The sequence below is a fragment of the Neisseria sp. KEM232 genome, from assembly GCF_002237445.1.
In the GTDB taxonomy this organism is placed as follows: domain Bacteria; phylum Pseudomonadota; class Gammaproteobacteria; order Burkholderiales; family Neisseriaceae; genus Neisseria.
In genome coordinates, this window is the sequence record NZ_CP022527.1 from 418,812 (window position 1) to 438,978 (window position 20,167).

Below are 20,167 nucleotides of genomic sequence, written 5' to 3' on the forward strand. Positions count from 1 at the left end.
CCGTCTGAAAACCTTTTTCGGGGTTTTCAGACGGCCTTTGTCCGGCTTGGGCTGCGTTTAGCGTTTGTTGTCCAACTCGCCGCGCAGTTTTTTGGTTACGTCCATCATCACTTCGAGCTGTTGCAGCGTTTCCGTCCAGCCGCGGGTTTTCAGGCCGCAGTCGGGGTTGACCCACAGGCGCTCGACGGGCACGACTTCCATCGCTTTGCGCAGCAGGTGTTCGACTTCGCCTTCGGTCGGCACGCGCGGGCTGTGGATGTCGTACACACCCGGGCCGATGTCGTTGGGGTATTTGAAGTCGCCGAATGCGGTCAGAAGTTCCATATCGGAGCGCGAGGTTTCGATGGTGATGACGTCGGCGTCCATCGAAGCAATCGCGGGCAGGATGTCGTTGAACTCGGAGTAGCACATATGGGTGTGGATCTGGGTGCTGTCTTCGGCGCCGGTGCTGGACAGGCGGAAGGCTTCGCAGGCCCAGGCGAGGTATTCCTCCCATTGCGCTTTTTTCAGCGGCATGGCTTCGCGGATGGCGGGCTCGTCAATCTGGATGACTTTGATGCCGGCTTTTTCCAAGTCCAGCACTTCGTCGTTCAGCGCTAGGGCGATTTGTTTGGCGACGACCGACAGTGGGATGTCGTCGCGCACAAACGACCATTTGAACATGGTAACCGGGCCGGTGAGCATGCCTTTCATCGGGCGTTTGGTCAGGGTTTGCGCGTAGGACGACCAGTAAACGGTCATCGGCGCGGGGCGGGAGACGTCGCCGAAGATAACGGGCGGTTTGACGCAGCGGCTGCCGTAGCTCTGCACCCAGCCGAACTGGGTGAAGCAGTAGCCGGCCAACTGCTCGCCGAAGTATTCGACCATGTCGTTGCGCTCGGCTTCGCCGTGGACGGGTACGTCGATTTCCAGTTTTTCCTGCACTTCGACGCAGTAGGCGATTTCTTTTTTCATCGCGGCGTCGTAGTCGGCGGCGGAGAGTTCGCCTTTTTTGAAGGCGGCGCGCGCCTGACGGATTTCGGCGGTTTGCGGGAACGAACCGATGGTGGTGGTGGGCAACAGCGGCAGTTTCATCCATTCCTGTTGCGCTTTGATGCGTGCGGGGAAGGGCGATTTGCGTTGGTCTTCGCCTGCTTTCAGGCTGCCTACTCGCTCTTGTACGGCGGGATTGTGGATTTTTTTGTTGGTGGCGCGGTCGGCGGCGGCGGCATCGGAAGCGGCCAGTGCGTCTTTCACGCTGTCTTTGCCGTTTTCCAGTGCGCGTTTGACAGTGCCCAGTTCGACCAGTTTCTGTGCGGCAAAGGCCATCCACGATTTGATTTCGGCGTCGAGTTTTTCTTCAACCGCCAAGTCCTGCGGGCTGTGCAGCAGCGAGCAGCTGGGGGAAATCCACAGATTATTGGCGAATTTTTCCTGAACGGGTTTGAGCGTGTCGATGACTTTGTTCAGGTTGGCACGCCATACGTTGCGACCGTCGATCAGACCGACGGACAGCACTTTGTTTTGCGGCCAGCCTTGGGAAAACACGGCCAGCTGCTCGGGGGCGCGTACGCAGTCGATGTGCACGCCGTGTACCGGCAGGGATTTGAGCAGCTCGAGATGTTCGGCGACGGAAGCGAAATAAGTGCCGATGATGATGCGCACGCCGGTGTTGGCCAGCTCCTGATACACGCCGGCGAAGGCGTCGAGATAGGCTTGCGGCGCGTCGGCGGCGAGAATCGGCTCGTCAATCTGCACCCAGTCGGCACCGGCGGCGGCCAGCTCGCGCAAGAGTTGCGCGTAGGCGGGCAGCAGTTTGGGCAGCAGGGTTTTGACGCGGCAGCCGAACTCTTCTTTTTTCTTGCCCAGCCACAGCAGGGTCAGCGGGCCGACCAGCGTCGGCTTGATGTCGTGGCCTTGCGCTTTGGCTTCCTGAATCTGGGCAATCAGGTTGGCGACGTTCACGGAAAACTCGGTGTCGGCGTGCCATTCGGGAACGATGTAGTGGTAGTTGGTGTCAAACCATTTGGTCATTTCCATCGCAAACTGGGTGGCGTTGCCGCGCGCCAGCTGGAAGTATTCCGGCAGCGTCAGTTTGGCGGCGTCGAAGCCGAAGCGTTTGGGAATCGCGCCCAGCGTGCACAGGGTGTCGAGCACATGGTCGTAGAAAGAAAAATCGCCGACGGGCACAAGATCCGCGCCTGCGGCTTTCTGCGCCGCCCAGTTCAGACGGCGGATTTCGGCGGCGGTTTCGCGCAGCTCGGCTTCGGATTTGGCGCCTTTCCAAAAGGCTTCGACGGCGAATTTCAGCTCGCGTTTGGCACCGATGCGCGGGTAGCCGGAGAGGTGGAATGTGGTCATGGATGGTCTCCTTGGGGAAAATGGGAAAACGGTGATGCTCGCATCTTGCGCCTTTGCTCGGCGGCAGGCAAACGAGTTATTTTCGGATTTTACATGAATGAATTTAATGGCGCAGGCCGTTTGACGGCGCGACTGCGGCAAAGGCGGAACGCAGGGCAAAAAAACGCCCCCGTAACGGGGGCTCGAAAACAGAGAGAATACACAAAAACAAAAGATTTCCCGCAACGGCGGCTTGGTGCCGCTGCAAAATCCGCTGTCGATGTGGCCGCGGATTATGCACGCATAACGGATTTTGTGCAAATTTTATTTGTCAATATTTTTTATCAAGCGATGTTTTTATCCGACAAACGGTATTTCAGACAGCAAATGCTGTTGCCTGAAATGGTTGAGGCCGTCTGAAAAAACCTGCGAAGCAGGTTTTTTCAGACGGCCTCTTGCCGCAGGGCGAGCTTATCTCTGTTTAAAACAGCCCCGTAATATTGCCGTTTTCATCCACATCAATCTTCTCGGCCGAGGGCACTTTGGGCAGGCCGGGCATTTTCATGATGCTGCCGCAGACGGCGACGATGAAGCCCGCGCCGGCAGACAGGGTCAGGCTGCGGACGGTGATGGTGAAGCCGCTCGGACAGCCCAGAAGTTTGGCGTTGTCGCTGAACGAATATTGCGTTTTCGCCACGCACACAGGCAGTTTGTCCAAGCCCAGTTTTTCCAAAGACGCGATTTCCGCGCGTGCTTCGGCACTGAAGTCTACATCGGCCGCGCCGTAGATTTTTTGCGCGATGGCGCGCAGCTTGTCGGGGATGCTGTTGTTGACATCATAGGCGTAGGCGAAATTGTTGGGCTGGTTTTCGATGGCGGAAACGACTTTGCGCGCCAAGTCCGCGCCGCCTTCGCCGCCTTTGCCCCACACTTCGGCCAGCGATACTTCCACGCCGTGTTCGGCACAGGCCGTCTGAATCAGGGCGAGTTCGGCGTCGGTGTCGGAAACGAAGCGGTTGATGGCGACGACCACGGGCAGGCCGAAGACGGTTTTGAGGTTGGCGATGTGTTTGAGCAGGTTGGGCAGGCCGCGTTGCAGGGCTTCGAGGTTTTCCGCGCCCAGCTCTTCTTTGGGCACGCCGCCGTTGTATTTGAGTGCGCGCACGGTGGCGACGACCACGGCGGCATCGGGTTTGAGGCCGGAAAGGCGGCATTTGATGTCGCAGAATTTTTCCGCACCCAAATCGGCGCCGAAGCCGGCTTCGGTAACGGCGTAGTCGGCCAGATGCAGGGCAAGGCGGGTGGCGGTTACCGAGTTGCAGCCGTGGGCGATATTGGCGAAGGGGCCGCCGTGGACGAAGGCGGGCGTGCCGCCGATGGTTTGCACCAGATTGGGTTTGAGCGCGTCTTTCAAGAGGGCGGCCATCGCGCCTTGGGCGTTCAGGTCGCGGGCAAAAACGGGGCTGCCGTCTTTGGCGTAGGCAACAAGCATGTTGCCGAGGCGTTCTTTCAAATCGGCCAGGTCGCGGGCCAGGCAGAACACGGCCATCACTTCGCTGGCGACGGTGATGTCGAAGCCGTCGGGGCGCAGCACGCCGTCGGTGGGTTTGCCGTTGCCGCTGACGATGTTGCGCAGCTGGCGGTCGTTCATATCGACGGCGCGGCGCCACAGCACGCGTTTGGGGTCGATGTTCAGTGCGTTGCCTTGGTAGATGTGGTTGTCGATCATCGCGGCCAACAGGTTGTTGGCCGCGCCGATGGCGTGGAAATCGCCGGTGAAGTGCAGGTTGATGTCTTCCATCGGCAGCATTTGCGCGTAGCCGCCCCCCGCCGCGCCGCCTTTGATGCCGAACACGGGGCCGAGCGATGGCTCGCGGATGGCGACGGCGGCCTGTTTGCCGATGCGGTTGAGCGCGTCGGCCAGGCCGATGGTGACGGTGGTTTTGCCTTCGCCGGCGGGGGTGGGGTTGATGGCGGTAACCAGAATCAGGCGGCCGTTTTTATTGGGTAGTCTGAACGCGTCGGCGGGGGTGATTTTGGCTTTGTAATGGCCGTAGGGCTCAAGCTGCTCTTCGCCGATGCCGAGTTTGGCGGCGATTTCGCGGATGGGGCGGATGTCGGCTTCGCGGGCGATTTGGGCGTCGGTTTTGAAACTCATGGGGGTTTCCTTTTCAAGATGGGACAAGGGGTTGCAGTCGGGCGGATTATAAGGGAGGCCGTCTGAAAGGGGCACTCGGCGCGGCTGAAAAATATTGCTGCGGCGATCAAGCGGGATTCATGCAAAGGCCGTTCCCGATCGGGGACGGCCTTTGCGGCGGCATTTTGATTACTGCTCACAACCTGAACGCGATTGGCGCGACCACCGCCTGCCAGACGGGTTTGCCACGGTAGCGGGCGGGTTGGAAGCGGGCGGCATCCATGCCTTTGACGGCGAAGCGGTCGAGCAGCCGATGGCCGGATGATTTTTCCGTATGTGCGCCGTAAGCCCTGCCGTCGGGGGCGACGGCGGCGCGCACGACGCTTGTGCCTTCTTCTCCGTTTTCCATCGACAGGGGAGGATAGACGGGGCGGGGCGGCACGGTCTGCACGGCCTCGGCAAACTGCGTTTTGTCTGCGGCAAGATTTTGCGGAATCACGAAATACGCTTCCTGCACCACGGTAAACGGCACTTTGCGGCAGACGGTTTCGCTTGCGCCGCTTTGGCTTTGCCGCTCTCCGCAGCGTTCGCGCGGCGGAAATTCCTGCGGCAGATTGCCGATAGCCGCCGCCTGTTTGGCAACGGCGCGGTCTGTTTCCTGTTCGCGGCGGACGACTTTGCCGTTGGCGTCGGCATGCAGCCGCCAGATGGCGCGGCCGGTTTGCGGAAAGCCCGTCTTGTCGGTTTCGGCATCGCGGAATACGGGCGGCAGGAGGACGGTTTCTTCGGCATCTTGGCGGCCTGCCGCTGCGGCAGGCGTTTTTTTCGCCGCTTTCTCCGCTTTCGGCGCAGCTTGGACGGCAGGCGCGGCCAGCAGCAGGGCGGCGGACAATAGAATCAGGGGGCGGGACATGGTGTTTTTGCTTTCTTTGGTTACGGAGAACAGTTTTCTCAGACGGCCTGTGTAGTGGAAGGCCGTTCCCGCCTGTACCCCTTCGGGGCATAAATGCGGGATGACGTTTCTGAAAAACGGTTTCGGAAACATCATTCCCGCATTTGTTGTGGCGGGAAAGGGTTGGCCGTCTGAAAACCGTAAAACAGGATTCAGACGGCCTTAGGAGCTGTTTGCATTTGGTATTGCGGCGGCTTTTACGCCATAAAACGGCATCTGCCGCGTTGAAAATACTCGCCTATGGACGGCATAGGATCGTATTTTCGCCTTGCACCTGCCGCTTTCTGACGCAAAATCCGCTTCACAAACCAAATGCAAACAGCCCCTAGCCGGCCGTTCACTTTTTGCGTGCGGTGACGAATTGCGCGAGCTGGCGCAGGCGTTCGGCGCGTTTGCCGAAGGGTTCGAGGGCGGCGGCGGCTTCGGCGGTGAGGCTTTCGGCGTAGCGGCGGGCGGCGGCGAGTCCCATCAGGGAAACGTAGGTGGGTTTGTTTTGTTCGGCGTCTTTGCCGGCGGTTTTGCCGAGGGTGGCGGTGTCGGCTTCGCAGTCGAGCACGTCGTCGATGACTTGGAAGGCGAGGCCGAGGCGTTCGGCGTAGCGGTCGATGTGTTGCAGGGCGGTGTCGTCGATGTCGGGGCAGGCGAGGCCGCCGAGGGCGGCGGCGGCGCGGATGAGGGCGCCGGTTTTGAGGCTGTGCATTTGTTCGAGCTGCGCCTGAGCCAGGGGTTTGCCGACGTTGGCGAGGTCGACGGCCTGTCCGCCCGCCATGCCGAGGCTGCCGCCGGCGCGGGCGAGGACGGAGAGCATTTTGAGCTGGCGCGCGGGCAGCAGATCTGTGGGGCGGGCGAGGATGTCGAAGGCGAGGGTTTGCAGGGCGTCGCCCGCGAGCAGGGCGGCGGCTTCGCCGTAGCGGATGTGGCAGGTGGGTTTGCCGCGCCGCAGGCTGTCGTTGTCCATGGCGGGCATGTCGTCGTGGACGAGGGAGTAGACGTGGATGAGTTCGACGGCGGCCATGGCGTGTCCGACGGCGTCGGGATCGGCCTGTCCGAGCTGCGAGGCGGCGAGTACGAGCAGGGGGCGCAGGCGTTTGCCGCCGCCGAGGGCGGCGTAGCGCATGGCTTGGTGCAAATCCTGCGGGACTTGGTTTTCAGACGGCATCAGGCTTTGCAGCAGCAGCTCGGTTTGCGCCTGTGCCTGTGCCTGCCAGTGTTTGAGGTCGCTATTGTCCATCGGGGGCGAATTCCTTGATGAGGCCGTCTGAATCGATGATGTGCAGTTTTTGTTCGACTTCGGCGAGTTTGTCTTGGCAGTATTTGACGAGGGCGCTGCCTTCCTGATAGGCGGCAAGGGCGTCTTCGAGGGGCATGTCGGCGTTTTGCATGGCTTCGGTGAGGGTTTCGAGGCGTTTCATGGCCTCTTCGAAGGATTTGGGGGCTTTTTTCATGGCGGTATTTGGGGACGGATTCGGATGGGAAGAGGCCGTCTGAAACCTCCGTATCAAGGGTTCAGACGGCCTGACGGTGCTCGATATGCTCTAAATGCGCATGGGCATGACGATATATTTGAAGTTGGGGTTGTTGGGGATGGTGAACAGGGTGGAGCGGTTGGCGTCGCCGAAGGCAAGCTGGATGTCTTCGGCGTGGACGTTGCGCAGGATGTCCATCAGGTAGTTGATGTTGAAGCCGGCTTCGAGTTCGCCGCCCTGATAGGCGATTTCGAGTTCTTCGCGCGCTTCTTCCTGTTCGTTGTTGCTGCACACGACGCTCAGCAGGCCGGGTTGCAGGTGCAGGCGGGCGCCTCTGAATTTTTCGTTGGCAAGGATGGCGGCACGCTCCAAGGCACCGAGCAGGTTGGCGCGGTTGAGGACGAAGATTTTGTCGTTGTCGAGCGGAATGACGCGGTTGAAGTCGGGGAATTTGCCGTCGACGACTTTGCTGACGATGACGGAATCGTTGCAGCGGAAGCGCACCTGGTTGCCGAGCAGCTCGACGCTGACCTGCTCTTCGGGGCGGTTGAGCAGTTTGAAGAGTTCGAGCACGGTTTTGCGCGGCAGGATGACTTCGGCTTTGGGCAGGTCGGCTTCGATGGCGGCGGCGGAGTAGGCGAGGCGGTGGCCGTCGGTGGCGACGAGGCGCAGCTGGCTGCCTTCGGTCTGCATCAAAAGGCCGTTGAGGTAGTAGCGGATGTCCTGCACGGCCATGCTGTACTGCACTTGGGCGAGCATGGTTTTGAGGGTTTCCTGCGGCAGGGAGAAGGCGGAGCTGACTTCTTCGCCGACGCTCATCAGGGGGAAGTCTTCGGCGGGCAGGGTTTGCAGGGCGAAACGGGATTTGCCCGCTTTGAGGGTGAGGCGGTTTTGCGCCCAATCGAGGGCGACTTGCGCGCCTTCGGGCAGGGCGCGCAGGATGTCTTGCAGTTTTTTGGCGTTGGTGGTGATGCGGAAATCGCCGGCTTCGCTTTCGGGGCCGGCGGTGTTGATTTGGATTTCGAGGTCGGTGGCGAGGATGTTGGTCTGGCCGTGCGCGCTTTCGAGTAAAACGTTGGAGAGGATGGGCAGGGTGTGGCGGCGTTCGACGATGCCGGTGACGGCCTGCAGGGGTTTGAGCAGGCTGTCGCGGTCGGCTTGCAGTATCAGCATGGGTTTTCCTTATTTGATTTAAGAGAAAAGGCGGATTTTTGTTTTTCAGACGGCCTTTAATGTTAATAACTCTAATATAGTGAAGCAACACGGAAAGATACAAGGCAGCAAGCCGCAGGCAGTACAAGTAGTACGGGGCAGGTTTTCTTGGCATTTCCAATGCCGTAGAAAACCGCCCTCTTCGAGCTAAGGCGCAGCAACGCCGTAGATTTTCGTGTTGGCTCACTATATTAAGAGGCCGTCTGAAAGCTCAGTTCTGTATCAGTATCAGCAGTTTTTCGTAGTCCTGCGCCAGCTCGGGGTCTTCCTGCCGCAGCTTGGCAACGGCTTTGATGCCGTGCATGACGGTGGTGTGGTCGCGGCCGCCGAAAGCGTCGCCGATAGCGGGCAGGCTGAGGTTGGTGAGGTCTTTGGTAAGACTCATGGCCACCTGGCGCGGGCGGGCGATGTTGCGCGTGCGCTTTTTGCCGAGCAGCTCGCTGATTTTGACGCGGTAGTGTTTGGCGACGGTGTCGAGTATCAGCTCGGCGGTAATGACTTTGTAGGCGCTGGCGACGATGTCCTGCAAGGCTTCGGCGGCCAGGTCGATATCGATGGGCTTTTTCTGGAAGCGGCTGCTGGCTTCGACGCGCTTGAACGCGCCTTCGAGTTCGCGCACGTTGGAGCGGATGTGTTTGGCGATGAAAAAGGCGGCGTCTTCGCGCAGGGTCACGCCCGAGGCTTCGGCCTTTTTCTGCAAAATGGCAACGCGCATTTCAAATTCGGGCGGTTCGAGTTCCAGCGTCAAACCCCAGGAAAAGCGCGATTTGAGGCGGTCGTCCATATCTTCGATTTTGGTCGGCAGCACGTCGCAGGTAAGGATGAGCTGTTTTTTTTCGGTGTGGAAGTGGTTGTACAGATAGAAGAATTCTTCCATCGTGCGGTCTTTGCCCTTGATGAACTGGATGTCGTCGATGATGAGCAGGTCGTATTGGCGGTATTGCTGTTTGAAGGTGTCGTAGTTGTTGCTGCGGAAGGCGCTCATCAGGCTGCGGATGTATTCGTCGGCGTGCATGTAGCGCACTTTGGCCTTGGGATTGTTTTTCAGCAGCTCGTTGCCGACGGCCTGCACAAGGTGGGTTTTGCCCAGGCCGGTGCTGCCGTAGAGAAAGAAGGGGTTGTAGCCTTGGCCGGGATTTTCGGCGATGTTGCGGGCGGCGGCGGCGGCGATGCGGTTGCCCTTGCCTTCCACCAGCGTGTCGAAGGTGTATTCGGCCGACAGGTTGGACTGGGCATTCGTCGTTTCGCGCGGCGTTTCGGCCGCGGCAGGTTTAGCCGACGAGGGCGCGGCATCTTGTATGCCCGCAGCCGCCGCAGGTTTGGCGGGTAGGTTTTTCAGACGTTCGGCCAAAATGTCCTGCGCGCTCTGTTTGGCGGCGGGCTTGGCCTGCACTTTGGCGGCTGCGGCCGTATCGGATTGGGAAACGGGCGTCTCTTGTGCCTGCGGCGCGGCGCTTGTGCCGTTTCCGTTTTCAGACGGCCTCTCCTCTGATGCCGCCATCGGATAAGACGCGCCGCATCCCGCTTTGAACACCAGCGGCGGCTGCTCGGGCGCAAGCTCGGCGCGCACGGCCTCGAACGCGGCGGCAAATTGGGTTTTCAGCATATTGACGGCAAACTGGTTTTTGCCGTAGACCACCCACGCGCCGTCCTCTTCGCCCACGGTCAGCGGCGCGATCCACGTGTCAAACTGCTGCGCGGTCAGCGTTTCGTGCAGGCGGCGCAGGCAAAGCGGCCAAAACTCGGCGGGCGTCATGGTGTTCATAAAAAGAAAAAACCGTCGGAAAATCATTCAGATAGGCGCAGTGTCTTTAACCGCGCGCGAAAGAGCGGCGGATTATAGCGGAAATACGCCGCCGCCGCCACGCGGCAGAGCCCGCAAAGCCTTGTCGCAAAAGGCCGTCTGAAAACGCCCGCCGCCGCGAACTGCTTTATTTTGATTGACAAAAACGGCGATTTGGTTTGTAATCCCGCGCTTTTACCCAAACCGATTTAGGAAATATCATGAAACGCACTTACCAGCCCTCCGTTACCAAACGCAAACGCACCCACGGCTTCCTCGTCCGCTCGCGCACCCGCGGCGGCCGCGCCGTTCTCGCCGCCCGCCGCGCCAAAGGCCGCAAACGCCTGTCTGTGTAAGCGCAACCGTTTTGGAACGCTTCGGCAGGCAGTACCGCCTTTTGAAAACGGAAGAATTTTCTTCCGTTTTTGCTTTGCGCAAGCAATACCGCTGCGCCCTGCTGCAAATTTCGTACTCCGACCCCGCAGAGCGCGGCCATGCGCGGCTGGGACTGGTGGTATCGAAGAAAACCGCGCGCCGCGCCCACGAGCGCAACTATATGAAGCGCGTCATCCGCGACTGGTTCAGACGGCATAAAAACGCCCTGCCGCCGCGCGATTTTATCGTGCGCGTGCGCCTGGCTTTCGGGCGCGACACCGCTCCTGCCGTCCGCGCCGAACTCTCGCGCCTGCTGCTGGACAAAAAATGACCGCCCGCCTGCTGCAACTGCTGATCCGGTTCTACCAATACTGCATCAGCCCGCTGGTTCCGCCGCGCTGCCGCTACACGCCGACCTGTTCGCAATACGCGCTGGAAGCCGTGCGCCGCTACGGCGCGCTCAAAGGCGGCCTGTTGGCCGTGAAACGTATCGCCCGCTGCCACCCCTGGGGCGGGCACGGGCACGATCCCGTGCCCTAATGGCTGTTACCCGTTTTCCGATACAAAGGACACAGCGAAGCCATGAACCGCCGCCCGAAAACCGTTTTCGTCGATGTCGACGACACCCTGCTGCGCAGCGCAGGCAGCGTGCGCATTCCGATTCCCGCCGCCGTCGAGGCCGTGAAGCGGCTTACCGCCGAAGGCGCAACGCTTTAATCTGTGGAGCAGCGGCGACGCGGATTACGCCCGCGAGGCCGCGTGTTTTTTGCAGCTGGAACACTGCTTCGCCGCTTTCCTGTCCAAGCCCGACGTGTACATCGACGACATAGCGGTGGGCGAATGGCGTTTCTTCCGCCACGTCCTGCCGCAAAACGCACTTTATCTGTACGATGGAGCATAAGCCTTTTCAGACGGCCTCTGCGCATTGAGGCCGTCTGAAAACGGATAAGGAACAAACATTTGATGCCGCCGCATAATCTGTTATGCTGCGGCGCTTTGCGGTCGGCTGGTATCCGCCCGCAACGCAACCGCCCCCTTTTTCAGAAACGTCATCCCCGCATTTATGCCCCGAAGGGGTACAGGCGGGGACGGCCTTCCCTCCGTTATCCAGACCACACCACAGGAGCATCCGTATGGACGCCAAAAGAATGACCGTGTTTTTTGCCGTTGCCCTGCTGATACTGCTGGGTTGGGAACAGCTTTTCCCCAGCCCGAAAGTACAGCCCGCCGCGCAACAGCAACAGGTGCAGCAGGCCGCCGCCGCGCCAACCGCCCTCAACCCCACCGTCCCCATTACCGTCAGCACCGACACCGTTTCCGCCGTCATCGACGAAACCAGCGGCGATTTGCGCGGCCTCACCCTGCTCAAATACAACTCCGCCGACGACGAAGGCAAACCCTTCGTCCTCTTTGAAAACGGCAAAGACAACACCTACATCGCCCAGTCCGACCTTGTCGACGCCGCCGGACGCAGCCTCACCCAGGGCACCGGCTTCAAAAGCGCGCAGAAACAATACGCCTTAAACGGCGACAAAGCCGAAGTGCGCCTCACCGCCGCCACTGCCGACGGCCTGCAAATCGCCAAAACCTACACCTTCACCAAAGGCAGCTACCAAATCGGCGTGCGTTTCGACGTCACCAACCGCAGCGGCCGCCCCGTCAAAGCCGACGCCGTCTACCGCATCCTCCGCGACGGCAAAGCCCCCGCCGGACAAGGCTACTTCATGTCCAGCTACACCGGCCCCGTTCTCTACACCCCGCAGGGCGACTTCCAAAAAGTCTCCTTCGGCGACCTCGACAGCGACTTTGAAAAAGGCCGCGACCAGGCCGAATACGAGCGCAAAAGCCAGTCCGGCTGGGTCGGCATGAGCCAGCACTACTTCTTCTCCTCGTGGATACTGCAACCGAAAAACGGCCAAAGCATCTGCGCCGGCACAGAATGCCGAATCGACATCAAACGCCGCGCCGACGGCCTCTACTCCGCCGGCGTCAGCGTGGCCGAACCCGAACTGGCAAACGGCATGACACAAAGCTACGCCGCCACCCTCTACGCCGGCCCGCAAACCACCGCCGACTTGGGCGCCGTTGCCGACAAACTCGAACTCGTCAAAGACTACGGCCGCGTCCACTGGCCGGCCACCGGCCTCTTCTGGCTGATGGACAAACTGCACGGCTTCACCGGCAACTGGGGCTGGGCGATTGTGCTGCTCACCGTTATCGTCAAAATCGTCCTCTTCCCGCTGAACAACGCCGCCTACAAATCCATGGCGAAAATGCGTGCCGTCGCCCCCAAACTCGAAGCCCTGAAAAAACAATACGGCGACGACCGCATGGCGATGCAGCAGGCCATGATGCAGATGTACCGCGACGAAAAAATCAACCCCCTGGGCGGCTGCCTGCCCATGCTGCTGCAAATCCCCATCTTCATCGGCCTCTACTGGGCGATTTTCAGCTCCGTCGAACTGCGCCAGGCACCCTGGCTGGGCTGGATTACCGACCTGTCGCGCCACGACCCCTGGTTCATCCTGCCCGTACTGATGACCGCCACCATGTGGTTCCAAACTACCCTCAACCCGCCGCCCTCCGACCCCATGCAGGCGAAAATGATGAAAATCATGCCCTTCGTTTTCTCCTTCATGTTCTTCCTCTTCCCGGCCGGGCTGGTGCTCTACTATGTGGTGAACAACATCCTGACCATCGCCCAGCAGATGTACGTTAACCGCAGCACCGAGCAGCAGCGCAAAAACGGCGAAGTGGTTTCCTAAACCGCCGCTGCAAAGCAAAAGAGGCCGTCTGAAAAAACCTGCGAAGCAGGTTTTTTCAGACGGCCTCAACTTTCAGACGGCCTCAACTTTCAGACGGCCTCAACTTTCAGACGGCCTCAACTTTCAGACGGCCTCAACTTTCAGACGGCCTCAACTTTCAGACGGCCTCAACTTTCAGACGGCCTCAACTTTCAGACGGCCTCAACTTTCAGACGGCCTCAACTTTCAGACGGCCTCAACTTTCAGACGGCCTCAACTTTCAGACGGCCTCAACTTTCAGACGGCGATTTGACACACCGCCGATATGCCCATGTTCTGCCGAAAAACGGCATAAAGCCGCAGTTTCCGCAAACGCGTGCAAGGGCAAAAAGAAGCAAAAAATATTCGCCTTTAAAAAACAGTCGGCAGACGTTTTTTGACGAAAATTTTATTTTTCTTTGCAAATCATCATGCTAAATGCAAAACCAAACTATGCCGCAAGCTGGCACGCAGCTTGCTTGGTATCCCATACCGATGCACAGCGCGTCGGTCGTTTTTAACGGATGCTACGGCATCGAAAAACAAATACATTACGGTAAAACCGACGGCCTCTATGCTGTCGCTCCGCTCGGGAAGGCGGAGTCTTTTAGGGATAGGCCGCTGCATATTGTGGGAATGTGCGGCGGCTGTTTTTTATCCCGCCAATCCGTGCCGCGCCCTGTGTGCGGCAGCGGCAAAAGGCCGTCTGAAACCGCATTTCGCGTTTTCAGACGGCCTTTTGCCGATCCGTCGGGGCGAAGCTGCCTGCGCCAAGCCTGAAATCCCAAATCCCCAAACAATGCTGCTTCTGCGCAGGTGGAAATCTTATCGCAAGCCAAGCAAACGGACTGTTTCTTCCGGCATGGCCGAATGCAGCGGGATTTTGGTTTCCCCGCCGCACAGAAAAACGCACAGAGGCCGTCTGAAAGAAGCTGCTTGTCAGAACACGGTTTTGGTGGGAACGGCCTTTGCCTATTTCATCAGGTTCTTCAAGGCCAGCCGCACGCCCTCGGCCACTTCCGTGCCGGGGGCGATGCCTTTGACGGCGGCACGGGCTTCGCGTTCGCTGTAGCCCAGCGCCAGCAGGGTGCTGACGATGTCGTCGCTGCCGTCGGCGGCGGTTGGAGCGAAGAGGCCGTCTGAAATGCCTGCGGCGGCGAGTTTGCCGCGCAACTCGAGAATCATGCGCTCGGCGGTTTTTTTGCCGATGCCGGGCGCGGACGACAGGCGTTTGACGTCTTCCTGCGCCACGGCCTGCGCCAGCTCTTCGGCGTTCATGGCCGACAGGATGCCGAGGGCGGTTTTCGCGCCGATGCCGCCGACTTTGATGAGTTGGCGGAAGGTGGCGCGCTCGGCGGCGGTGGCAAAACCGAACAGCAGGTGTGCGTCTTCGCGCACGGCCAGATGGGTGTAGAGGCGCACGGTTTCACCCGCAGGCGGCAGGTTGTAGAAGGTCTGCATGGAAACGTCGACTTCGTAGCCGACGCCGTTGACGTCGATGATGATTTGCGGCGGATGTTTTTCCGTCAGTTTTCCGGTGAGGCTGCCGATCATGGGTTTTCCTTCGGTGTGCGGTAGGCCGTCTGAAAACGGCCGGGGAGGCGGGCGGCGGATTATAGCGCAAGCGCGCAAAAAACCCGTGCGGGGCACGGGTTTGGCGGCGCAGGGCGCTTAAATGGCGGTTTGGCCTTTGCCCTTGTTGTCGGTAACGATGCCGCTGCGGCGGTTTTGTTCGCGGCGGGTTTTGCCGTCGGGCACGATTTGTTCGATTTTCACCTGCGCGGTGCCGGTGCGGACAAAGCCCAGCTGCTGCGCGGCGGCTTTGGAAACGTCCATCACGCGGTTGCCGTGGAAGGGGCCGCGGTCGTTGATGCGGACGACGACGCTTTTGCCGTTGGCAAGGTTGGTGACGCGGGCGTAGCTGGGGATGGGGAGGGTGCGGTGGGCGGCGGAGAGCGAACCCATGTCGAAGCGTTCGCCGTTGGAGGTTTTTTTACCGTGGAAACCGGGGCCGTACCATGAGGCTTTGCCGGTCTGACTGAAGTTTTCTACTTTCTTGGCGGGCTGGTAGCGTTTTCCGGCCACTTTGTAGCTGAGGTTGGCCGATTTGTGCAGCGGCTCTGCTTTAACCGATACCTTCGGCGCGGCAGACGCGGCGGCAGAAGGGGGGGACGGGTCGGCGGCGGGTTGCGCGCCGGCGCAGGCGGTGAGGGAGAGAACGGCGGCGAGGCCGGCGAAGAAAGTATTTTTGGCTTGAGTCAAAACAAGGTCCTGTTCCGGAGTTGAAGGGATGTGCCGCGTCTGTTTCTCTTCTTGTGCGGCGGGGTGCTGCTTTGGTGTTTTCAGACGGCCTTTGCGGGCCAAACCCGTTCAGAGGCCGTCTGAAAAGCCGTTTTGCCGCCACGCTTCAAATACGGTGACGGCAACGGTGTTCGACAAATTCATGCTTCTGCTGTTTGCCCGCATCGGCAGGCGGATTTTTTGTTCGGCGGGCAGGCTCTCGAGGATGTCGGCGGGCAGGCCGCGCGTTTCCGGGCCGAAGAGGAAAACGTCGCCCGCCCGGAAAGACACTTGGTCGGGGCGGGTGCTGCCTTTGGTGGTCAGCGCGAAGATGCGGCGGCCGGCGAGGGCGGCGAGGCAGTCGGCGAAGTTTTCGTGGACGGTGAGGCTGGCGAACTCGTGGTAATCCAGCCCCGCGCGTTTCATTTTGGCCGAGTCGAGCGGGAATCCGAGCGGCTTGACGAGGTGCAAAGCCGCGCCGGTATTGGCGCAGAGGCGGATGATGTTGCCGGTGTTCTGCGGGATTTCCGGCTGGTACAAAACAACAGTAAACATATAGTGAGTCAAAATGAAAAAGATACAAGGCAGCAAGCCGAAGACAGTACATCCGGTACGCCGAGGCGCAGCAACGCCGTAGGTTTTTTATTTGGGCTCACTATAAAATCAGACACTTAAAACGGCGCGCACTATGCCCCCATCTGCCCGGTGCGTCAAGGCCTTTGCATTTTCGCCTGTGCCAGCGTCCAGCAGAAAACGCGCTCCGCCCCCGCCCGTCTTAACATCCGCGCCAGTTCGGCCAATGTTGCGTTTGTGGTGGCCACGTCGTCGATTAACAGCAGATTGCGTTTCTTAACGTCGCCGCGCACCTCAAACAAGCCTTTGGCGTTTTGCAGCCGCTCGCGGTAGGACAGCGTGCTTTGCGGCGCGGAAGGCCGTCTGAAAACGGTGTTTTCGGGCAGCACGGACAGGCGGAAAAACGGCGCGATCAGGCGGGCGAGTTCCGTGCACTGGTTGAAGCCGCGCTCCATCTGCCGCTCTCGGCTCAGCGGCACGGCGAGTATGCCGTCTACGGCTTCGTGCCGCAGCCACGGCGGCGGCAGCGCGGCCATCAGGCAGGCGAGCGGACGGCGCAGCTCCAAGCGGCGCAGGTGTTTGAATTCGTGGAGGATGCCGCTGACGGGCGGCGCGTAGGCGCACGACGACCACAACAAATCAAACGGCGGCGGCTTCTTTTGGCACGCGCCGCAGATCGTCACGCCGTCGCCCGCGCCGCCGCACCGCGGGCAGACCCGTTCGGGCGGCGTGGCGGTTTTCAGCAAATCGGCCATACAGCCGCCGCAGATGCCGCCCTCAGCCCGCGCATGGCATAATGCGCAGCTTTGCGGCCCGGCCAAACGGCTTAATCGGGAAAGGAATTTCATGACAAACACACCCCATCATCCTGTTTATCTTATACACGGCTGGGCGGCAAACGGCCGCGTGTTCGACGGCCTGCGGCCGCTGCTGCCCGCACACTGGCAGGTGCACACGCCCGACCTGCCCGGCCACGGCGGCGCGCCCTTTGCCGGCGGGTTCGATATTGAAGCGGCCGCCGACGAACTGGCCGACAACCTGGCCGAAGGCAGCGACCTTGTCGGCTGGTCGCTAGGCGGACTGCTTGCTCTGCACGCCGCACACCGCTACCCGCACAAAGTGCGCCGCCTGTGCCTCACCGCCTCCTTCGCCAAACTCGCCGCCGCGCCCGGCTACCCGCAGGGTCTCGCCCGCCCCGCGCTGCACAAAATGCTGCCGCTCTTCACGCAGGACTATGCGAAATATATGCGCCAGTTTTTGGAGCTGCAACTGCTGCACACGCCCGAGGCGCGGCAGATAGTCGACGCCCTGCTGCCCGACATCGTCCGCCACGGCACGCCCGCCGCGCTGGCCGCCGCCCTCGCAGCCGTCGAGCGCGCCGACGCCCGAAGCCTGCTGCCGCACATCCGCCAGCCCGTGTTGCTGGTATACGGCGGCAAAGACGGCATCACGCCGCGGCGCATGGGCGAATATCTGCAAGAGCACCTGCCGCACGCCGAAACCGTCGTGATCGACAAAGCCGCCCACGCCCCCTTCCTCAGCCACGCCGCAGAATTCGCCAATCTGCTCGCCCGTTTTTTCGGCTGAACACGTTTTCAGAAACGTCATTCCCGCGTAGGAGGGAGCGGCCTGCAACGGCACAGAAGCCGTCTGAAAAGGAAACCATGAAACTCAACGCCCGTTTCAACACCTTCACCCTGCCGCGCTACCGCGAAGCCATTGCCAACCACAAGCGTTACGCCGACTTCAACCCGCTCGCCCTCTTCCGCTCCATCCTCGAAAACGGCAAACTCGGCGAAGCGGAGCAGCTCGAAGTCCTCGCCCTTGCCAAAGCAGCCTTCCCGCGCTTTTACCGACACCTGTTATTGAAAGACCTGCGCACCTACGCCGCCCTCTCCCGCCTCGGCCAAGAGCCGCTGGGCGACGCGCAAATGCGTCAATACATCAACAAGCTGCGCTGCGAACAGGAAAAAGAGTTTGCCAAACGCAAAATCCGCAACGCCCGCGTCGGCGCGTATACCGTCAGCGAATGGATTACCTGCGGCGAAGACGGCGGCAGGGGCAACGGGCAGCGGATGAAATTCATGAACCGCCACCAATCCGTCAAAGCCCTCTGCGTCCGCGACAGGCCGCCCGTCCACCGGCAAAACCGCCGCAACCAAACGCACGACATCCGCCGCCTGCTCGACGAAGAAAACGGCTGAGGCCGTCTGAAAGCACAAGCCAAACATTATTCTGACACCAGCAAAAACAACAAACGGAAACCCCATGACCGAACACGACCCCGCCGAAACACAATGGCACCACTGGCCGCGCTGCTGGTATCCCGCCGCCCGCGTGCACGGTTTCGCCCCCGGCCAAGTCCGCAGCGGCCGCCTCGGCGCGCGAGAGTGGGTGCTCTACCGCGACGCCGACGGCACGTTCCGCGCCACCGACGCCTTCTGCCCGCACATGGGCGCGCACCTCAAAAGCGCGCGCGTCGAAGGACAAGCCCTCTGCTGCGGCCTGCACGGCTGCCTGATCGAGCCGCAAACCGCCCTTTCAGACGGCCTCCCCCCCATCCGCCCCGGCTGCCGCATCGGCGCGCAGGCATGGCCGTGCGCCGAACGCTTCGGCCTCGTCTGGCTGCACCCGCCGCTGACCGAAGGCGAAACCGCCCCGCCCCTACCCTTCGCCAACAACGGCCACCTGCGCCTCACCGCCTCCCGCACCATCAACGCCGACTGGCGCGCCATGATCTGCAACGGCTTCGACCTCTCGCACATGGCCATCGTCCACCAGCGCACGCCCGAAGGCAATCCCGTATTCGACACCCCGCCCGAGGGCGGCATCCGCATGCGTTTTGCCACCCGCATCCTGCCCAAAGGCGGCTTTTCCAGCTGGCTGATGCAGCGGCTCTCCGGCGGGCGCGTCGAACTGGCGCACACCTGCAACGGCAGCAGCATCATGGTGGAAAGCCGCGTCGGCCGCTTCCGTGCCAGCGGTATCTTCGCCCTGCTGCCGCAAGACGCCCCCGGCACGCCGCCCGAAGAGCGCAGCACCCTCGCCTTCGCCGCCATCGGCATCCCGCCCGACACCCTCTTCCCGCGCCTGCAACTTTACATCGCCCGCTTTTTATATCTGGCGTTTTTGAAAAAAGACTTCGTCATTGTCGAAAATATGCGCCTGAAACTCGACGGCGCCGATGACCCCGGCGTGCAGCAGGCCGCGCGTTACCAAAGCACGCTCGAAAGCCTGTAATCCCCGTCTGCCGGGATTTTCAGAAACGTCATTCCCGCGAAGGCGGGAACGGCCTCCCGCCACAAAACCGCCATGACCCCCATCGCCCGCAACCTCCTCATCCTCGCCGCCGCCTCATGCGCCAACCTCGCCCTGCTCACCGCCGCCTCGCACGCGCCGTGGCCGGTTGCCGTCGCCGCCGCGCTGCTGTTTGCCCTCAGCAACAACACCGTCTTCGCCCTGCTGCACGAATGCGTGCACGGCGTGTTCGCCCCCGCCGCCAACGGGCGGGGAGGCCGTCTGAACGAATGGTGCGGCCGACTGGCGGCGGCATGGTTTCCCACCGGCCTCGCCGTCCAGCGCGTCTTCCACCTCACCCACCACCGCAACAACCGCTCCGCCTCCGAACAGTTCGACATCCTGCACGAAGGCGACGTCCTGTGGCTGAAATACGCCCAGTGGTACGCCATCTACACCGGCGTTTACTGGTTCGTCTCCGCCACCGGCGTGCTGGTTTACGCCCTCACCCCCGCCGCCGTCCGCCGCGCCCTGATCCGCGCCTTCGGCCAACGCGGCGGCATACAGACCGGCGCCGACGACTACATCGGCGCGCTCGACAGCCTGCCCGCCGCCGCCCGCCTCGAAGTGCTCGGCGCGGCCGCATGGCAGCTTTTCTGGGCATGGACGCTGGGCTGGACATGGACGGGCTGGCTCGCCTGCTACGCCGCCTTCGCCCTCGCGTGGAGCTCGCTGCAATACACCGACCACGCCTTCTCGCCGCTCGACAAACACAACGGCGCATGGAACCTCCACACCCCGCGCTGGCTGCGTCTCGTCTTCCTCAACTACCACCTGCACCTCACCCACCACCGCCACCCCGAGCTGCCCTGGTACGAACTGCCCCGCCGCCCCGCCCGCGGCCCCGCCTTTTTCACCGTCTGGCTCGCCTGCCTGCGCGGCCCCCGCCGCCTCGAAAACTTCCCGCGCTTTCGCGAACGGGATATTGTGTAAACGCAAAAAGGCCGTCTGAAAGCTAAGTTCCACCGAAGTGAAAACGCCTTCCCGTCC

At 61.2% G+C, this 20,167-nt stretch carries 22 protein-coding genes and 1 pseudogene; 12 read left to right on the plus strand and 11 right to left on the minus strand.

Translation table 11 applies throughout. From position 1 onward, the window contains the following. Positions 1 to 57 precede the first annotated feature (57 nt). Positions 58 to 2,340: a 5-methyltetrahydropteroyltriglutamate--homocysteine S-methyltransferase gene (gene metE / locus CGZ77_RS01980; RefSeq protein ID WP_009424854.1), complete on the minus strand. Its 2,283-nt coding sequence runs from the start codon at positions 2,338 to 2,340 to the stop codon at positions 58 to 60. 93 nt (positions 2,341 to 2,433) lie between these two features. On the opposite strand from metE, the gene CGZ77_RS11930 reads away from it, so the two are divergent. Next, on the plus strand, positions 2,434 to 2,739 hold the full coding sequence (locus CGZ77_RS11930) for a hypothetical protein (RefSeq protein ID WP_009424855.1): 306 nt from the start codon (positions 2,434 to 2,436) through the stop codon (positions 2,737 to 2,739). 61 nt (positions 2,740 to 2,800) lie between these two features. Here CGZ77_RS11930 and CGZ77_RS01985 read toward each other — a convergent pair whose 3' ends face one another. The 6 genes from CGZ77_RS01985 to dnaA form a co-directional block, all read right to left on the minus strand. After that, on the minus strand, positions 2,801 to 4,477 hold the full coding sequence (locus CGZ77_RS01985; RefSeq protein WP_009427516.1) for a formate--tetrahydrofolate ligase: 1,677 nt from the start codon (positions 4,475 to 4,477) through the stop codon (positions 2,801 to 2,803). 175 nt (positions 4,478 to 4,652) lie between these two features. Then, positions 4,653 to 5,504 carry an energy transducer TonB gene (locus CGZ77_RS01990; protein ID WP_009427517.1) on the minus strand — a complete coding sequence of 284 codons (852 nt, stop codon included), beginning with the start codon at positions 5,502 to 5,504 and terminating at the stop codon, positions 4,653 to 4,655. A gap of 241 nt (positions 5,505 to 5,745) precedes the next feature. After that, positions 5,746 to 6,639: a polyprenyl synthetase family protein gene (locus CGZ77_RS01995; protein ID WP_009427519.1), complete on the minus strand. Its 894-nt coding sequence runs from the start codon at positions 6,637 to 6,639 to the stop codon at positions 5,746 to 5,748. Further along, positions 6,629 to 6,907: an exodeoxyribonuclease VII small subunit gene (locus tag CGZ77_RS02000; RefSeq protein WP_369799229.1), complete on the minus strand. Its 279-nt coding sequence runs from the start codon at positions 6,905 to 6,907 to the stop codon at positions 6,629 to 6,631. Before CGZ77_RS02000 ends, CGZ77_RS01995 begins: the two co-directional genes overlap by 11 nt. 36 nt (positions 6,908 to 6,943) lie before the next feature. Next, positions 6,944 to 8,047, minus strand: coding sequence for a DNA polymerase III subunit beta (gene dnaN / locus CGZ77_RS02005; RefSeq protein WP_009427521.1), 1,104 nt, complete (start codon positions 8,045 to 8,047; stop codon positions 6,944 to 6,946). A 250-nt stretch (positions 8,048 to 8,297) separates the two neighbouring features. Next, a complete protein-coding gene (gene dnaA, locus CGZ77_RS02010; protein ID WP_036496869.1) occupies positions 8,298 to 9,842 on the minus strand; it encodes a chromosomal replication initiator protein DnaA in 1,545 nt (514 codons plus the stop codon). Between the two features lie 248 nt (positions 9,843 to 10,090). Here dnaA and rpmH point away from each other — a divergent pair, with 248 nt between their 5' ends. The 7 genes from rpmH (at position 10,091) to CGZ77_RS11935 (ending at position 13,807) form a co-directional block, all read left to right on the plus strand. After that, entirely contained in the window at positions 10,091 to 10,225 is a 135-nt protein-coding gene (gene rpmH / locus CGZ77_RS02015) for a 50S ribosomal protein L34 (RefSeq protein ID WP_009427524.1), read from the plus strand. Between the two features lie 11 nt (positions 10,226 to 10,236). After that, on the plus strand, positions 10,237 to 10,575 hold the full coding sequence (rnpA, locus tag CGZ77_RS02020) for a ribonuclease P protein component (RefSeq protein ID WP_009427525.1): 339 nt from the start codon (positions 10,237 to 10,239) through the stop codon (positions 10,573 to 10,575). After that, complete coding sequence (yidD, locus tag CGZ77_RS02025; protein WP_009427526.1) at positions 10,572 to 10,784, plus strand: membrane protein insertion efficiency factor YidD; 213 nt, start codon at positions 10,572 to 10,574, stop codon at positions 10,782 to 10,784. The genes rnpA and yidD overlap by 4 nt, the downstream gene beginning before the upstream one ends. Before the next feature lie 42 nt (positions 10,785 to 10,826). Next, entirely contained in the window at positions 10,827 to 10,961 is a 135-nt protein-coding gene (locus tag CGZ77_RS12595; protein ID WP_009427527.1) for a hypothetical protein, read from the plus strand. 49 nt (positions 10,962 to 11,010) lie between these two features. Further along, a complete protein-coding gene (locus CGZ77_RS12600) occupies positions 11,011 to 11,145 on the plus strand; it encodes a hypothetical protein (protein WP_255351491.1) in 135 nt (44 codons plus the stop codon). A 232-nt stretch (positions 11,146 to 11,377) separates the two neighbouring features. After that, a complete protein-coding gene (gene yidC / locus CGZ77_RS02035) occupies positions 11,378 to 13,009 on the plus strand; it encodes a membrane protein insertase YidC (RefSeq protein WP_009427529.1) in 1,632 nt (543 codons plus the stop codon). A 456-nt stretch (positions 13,010 to 13,465) separates the two neighbouring features. Beyond that, the gene (locus CGZ77_RS11935; RefSeq protein WP_009426427.1) at positions 13,466 to 13,807 is read left to right on the plus strand and encodes a hypothetical protein; all 342 of its coding nucleotides are present in this window, start codon (positions 13,466 to 13,468) and stop codon (positions 13,805 to 13,807) included. A gap of 192 nt (positions 13,808 to 13,999) precedes the next feature. Here the strand turns inward: CGZ77_RS11935 and ruvA are convergent, their stop codons facing one another. The 4 genes and pseudogenes from ruvA to CGZ77_RS02055 form a co-directional block, all read right to left on the minus strand. Next, on the minus strand, positions 14,000 to 14,581 hold the full coding sequence (gene ruvA, locus CGZ77_RS02040; protein WP_009426428.1) for a Holliday junction branch migration protein RuvA: 582 nt from the start codon (positions 14,579 to 14,581) through the stop codon (positions 14,000 to 14,002). A gap of 198 nt (positions 14,582 to 14,779) precedes the next feature. Further along, positions 14,780 to 15,289: pseudogene (locus CGZ77_RS02045) on the minus strand (septal ring lytic transglycosylase RlpA family protein); the annotation flags it as partial. A 108-nt stretch (positions 15,290 to 15,397) separates the two neighbouring features. Continuing rightward, on the minus strand, positions 15,398 to 15,862 hold the full coding sequence (trmL, locus tag CGZ77_RS02050; RefSeq protein WP_009426430.1) for a tRNA (uridine(34)/cytosine(34)/5-carboxymethylaminomethyluridine(34)-2'-O)-methyltransferase TrmL: 465 nt from the start codon (positions 15,860 to 15,862) through the stop codon (positions 15,398 to 15,400). Positions 15,863 to 16,017: 155 nt separating this feature from the next. Further along, positions 16,018 to 16,635, minus strand: a complete 618-nt coding sequence (locus CGZ77_RS02055) for a ComF family protein (protein WP_009426431.1) — start codon at positions 16,633 to 16,635, stop codon at positions 16,018 to 16,020. Positions 16,636 to 16,726: 91 nt separating this feature from the next. Here CGZ77_RS02055 and bioH point away from each other — a divergent pair, with 91 nt between their 5' ends. The 4 genes from bioH (at position 16,727) to CGZ77_RS02075 (ending at position 20,110) form a co-directional block, all read left to right on the plus strand. Beyond that, positions 16,727 to 17,467: a pimeloyl-ACP methyl ester esterase BioH gene (bioH, locus tag CGZ77_RS02060; RefSeq protein ID WP_009426432.1), complete on the plus strand. Its 741-nt coding sequence runs from the start codon at positions 16,727 to 16,729 to the stop codon at positions 17,465 to 17,467. A gap of 77 nt (positions 17,468 to 17,544) precedes the next feature. After that, positions 17,545 to 18,084, plus strand: a complete 540-nt coding sequence (locus CGZ77_RS02065; RefSeq protein ID WP_009426433.1) for a hypothetical protein — start codon at positions 17,545 to 17,547, stop codon at positions 18,082 to 18,084. 64 nt (positions 18,085 to 18,148) lie between these two features. Further along, positions 18,149 to 19,120, plus strand: coding sequence for a Rieske 2Fe-2S domain-containing protein (locus tag CGZ77_RS02070; protein ID WP_009426434.1), 972 nt, complete (start codon positions 18,149 to 18,151; stop codon positions 19,118 to 19,120). 72 nt (positions 19,121 to 19,192) lie between these two features. Then, entirely contained in the window at positions 19,193 to 20,110 is a 918-nt protein-coding gene (locus tag CGZ77_RS02075) for a fatty acid desaturase (RefSeq protein ID WP_036496223.1), read from the plus strand. The last annotated feature ends 57 nt before the right edge of the window (positions 20,111 to 20,167 follow it).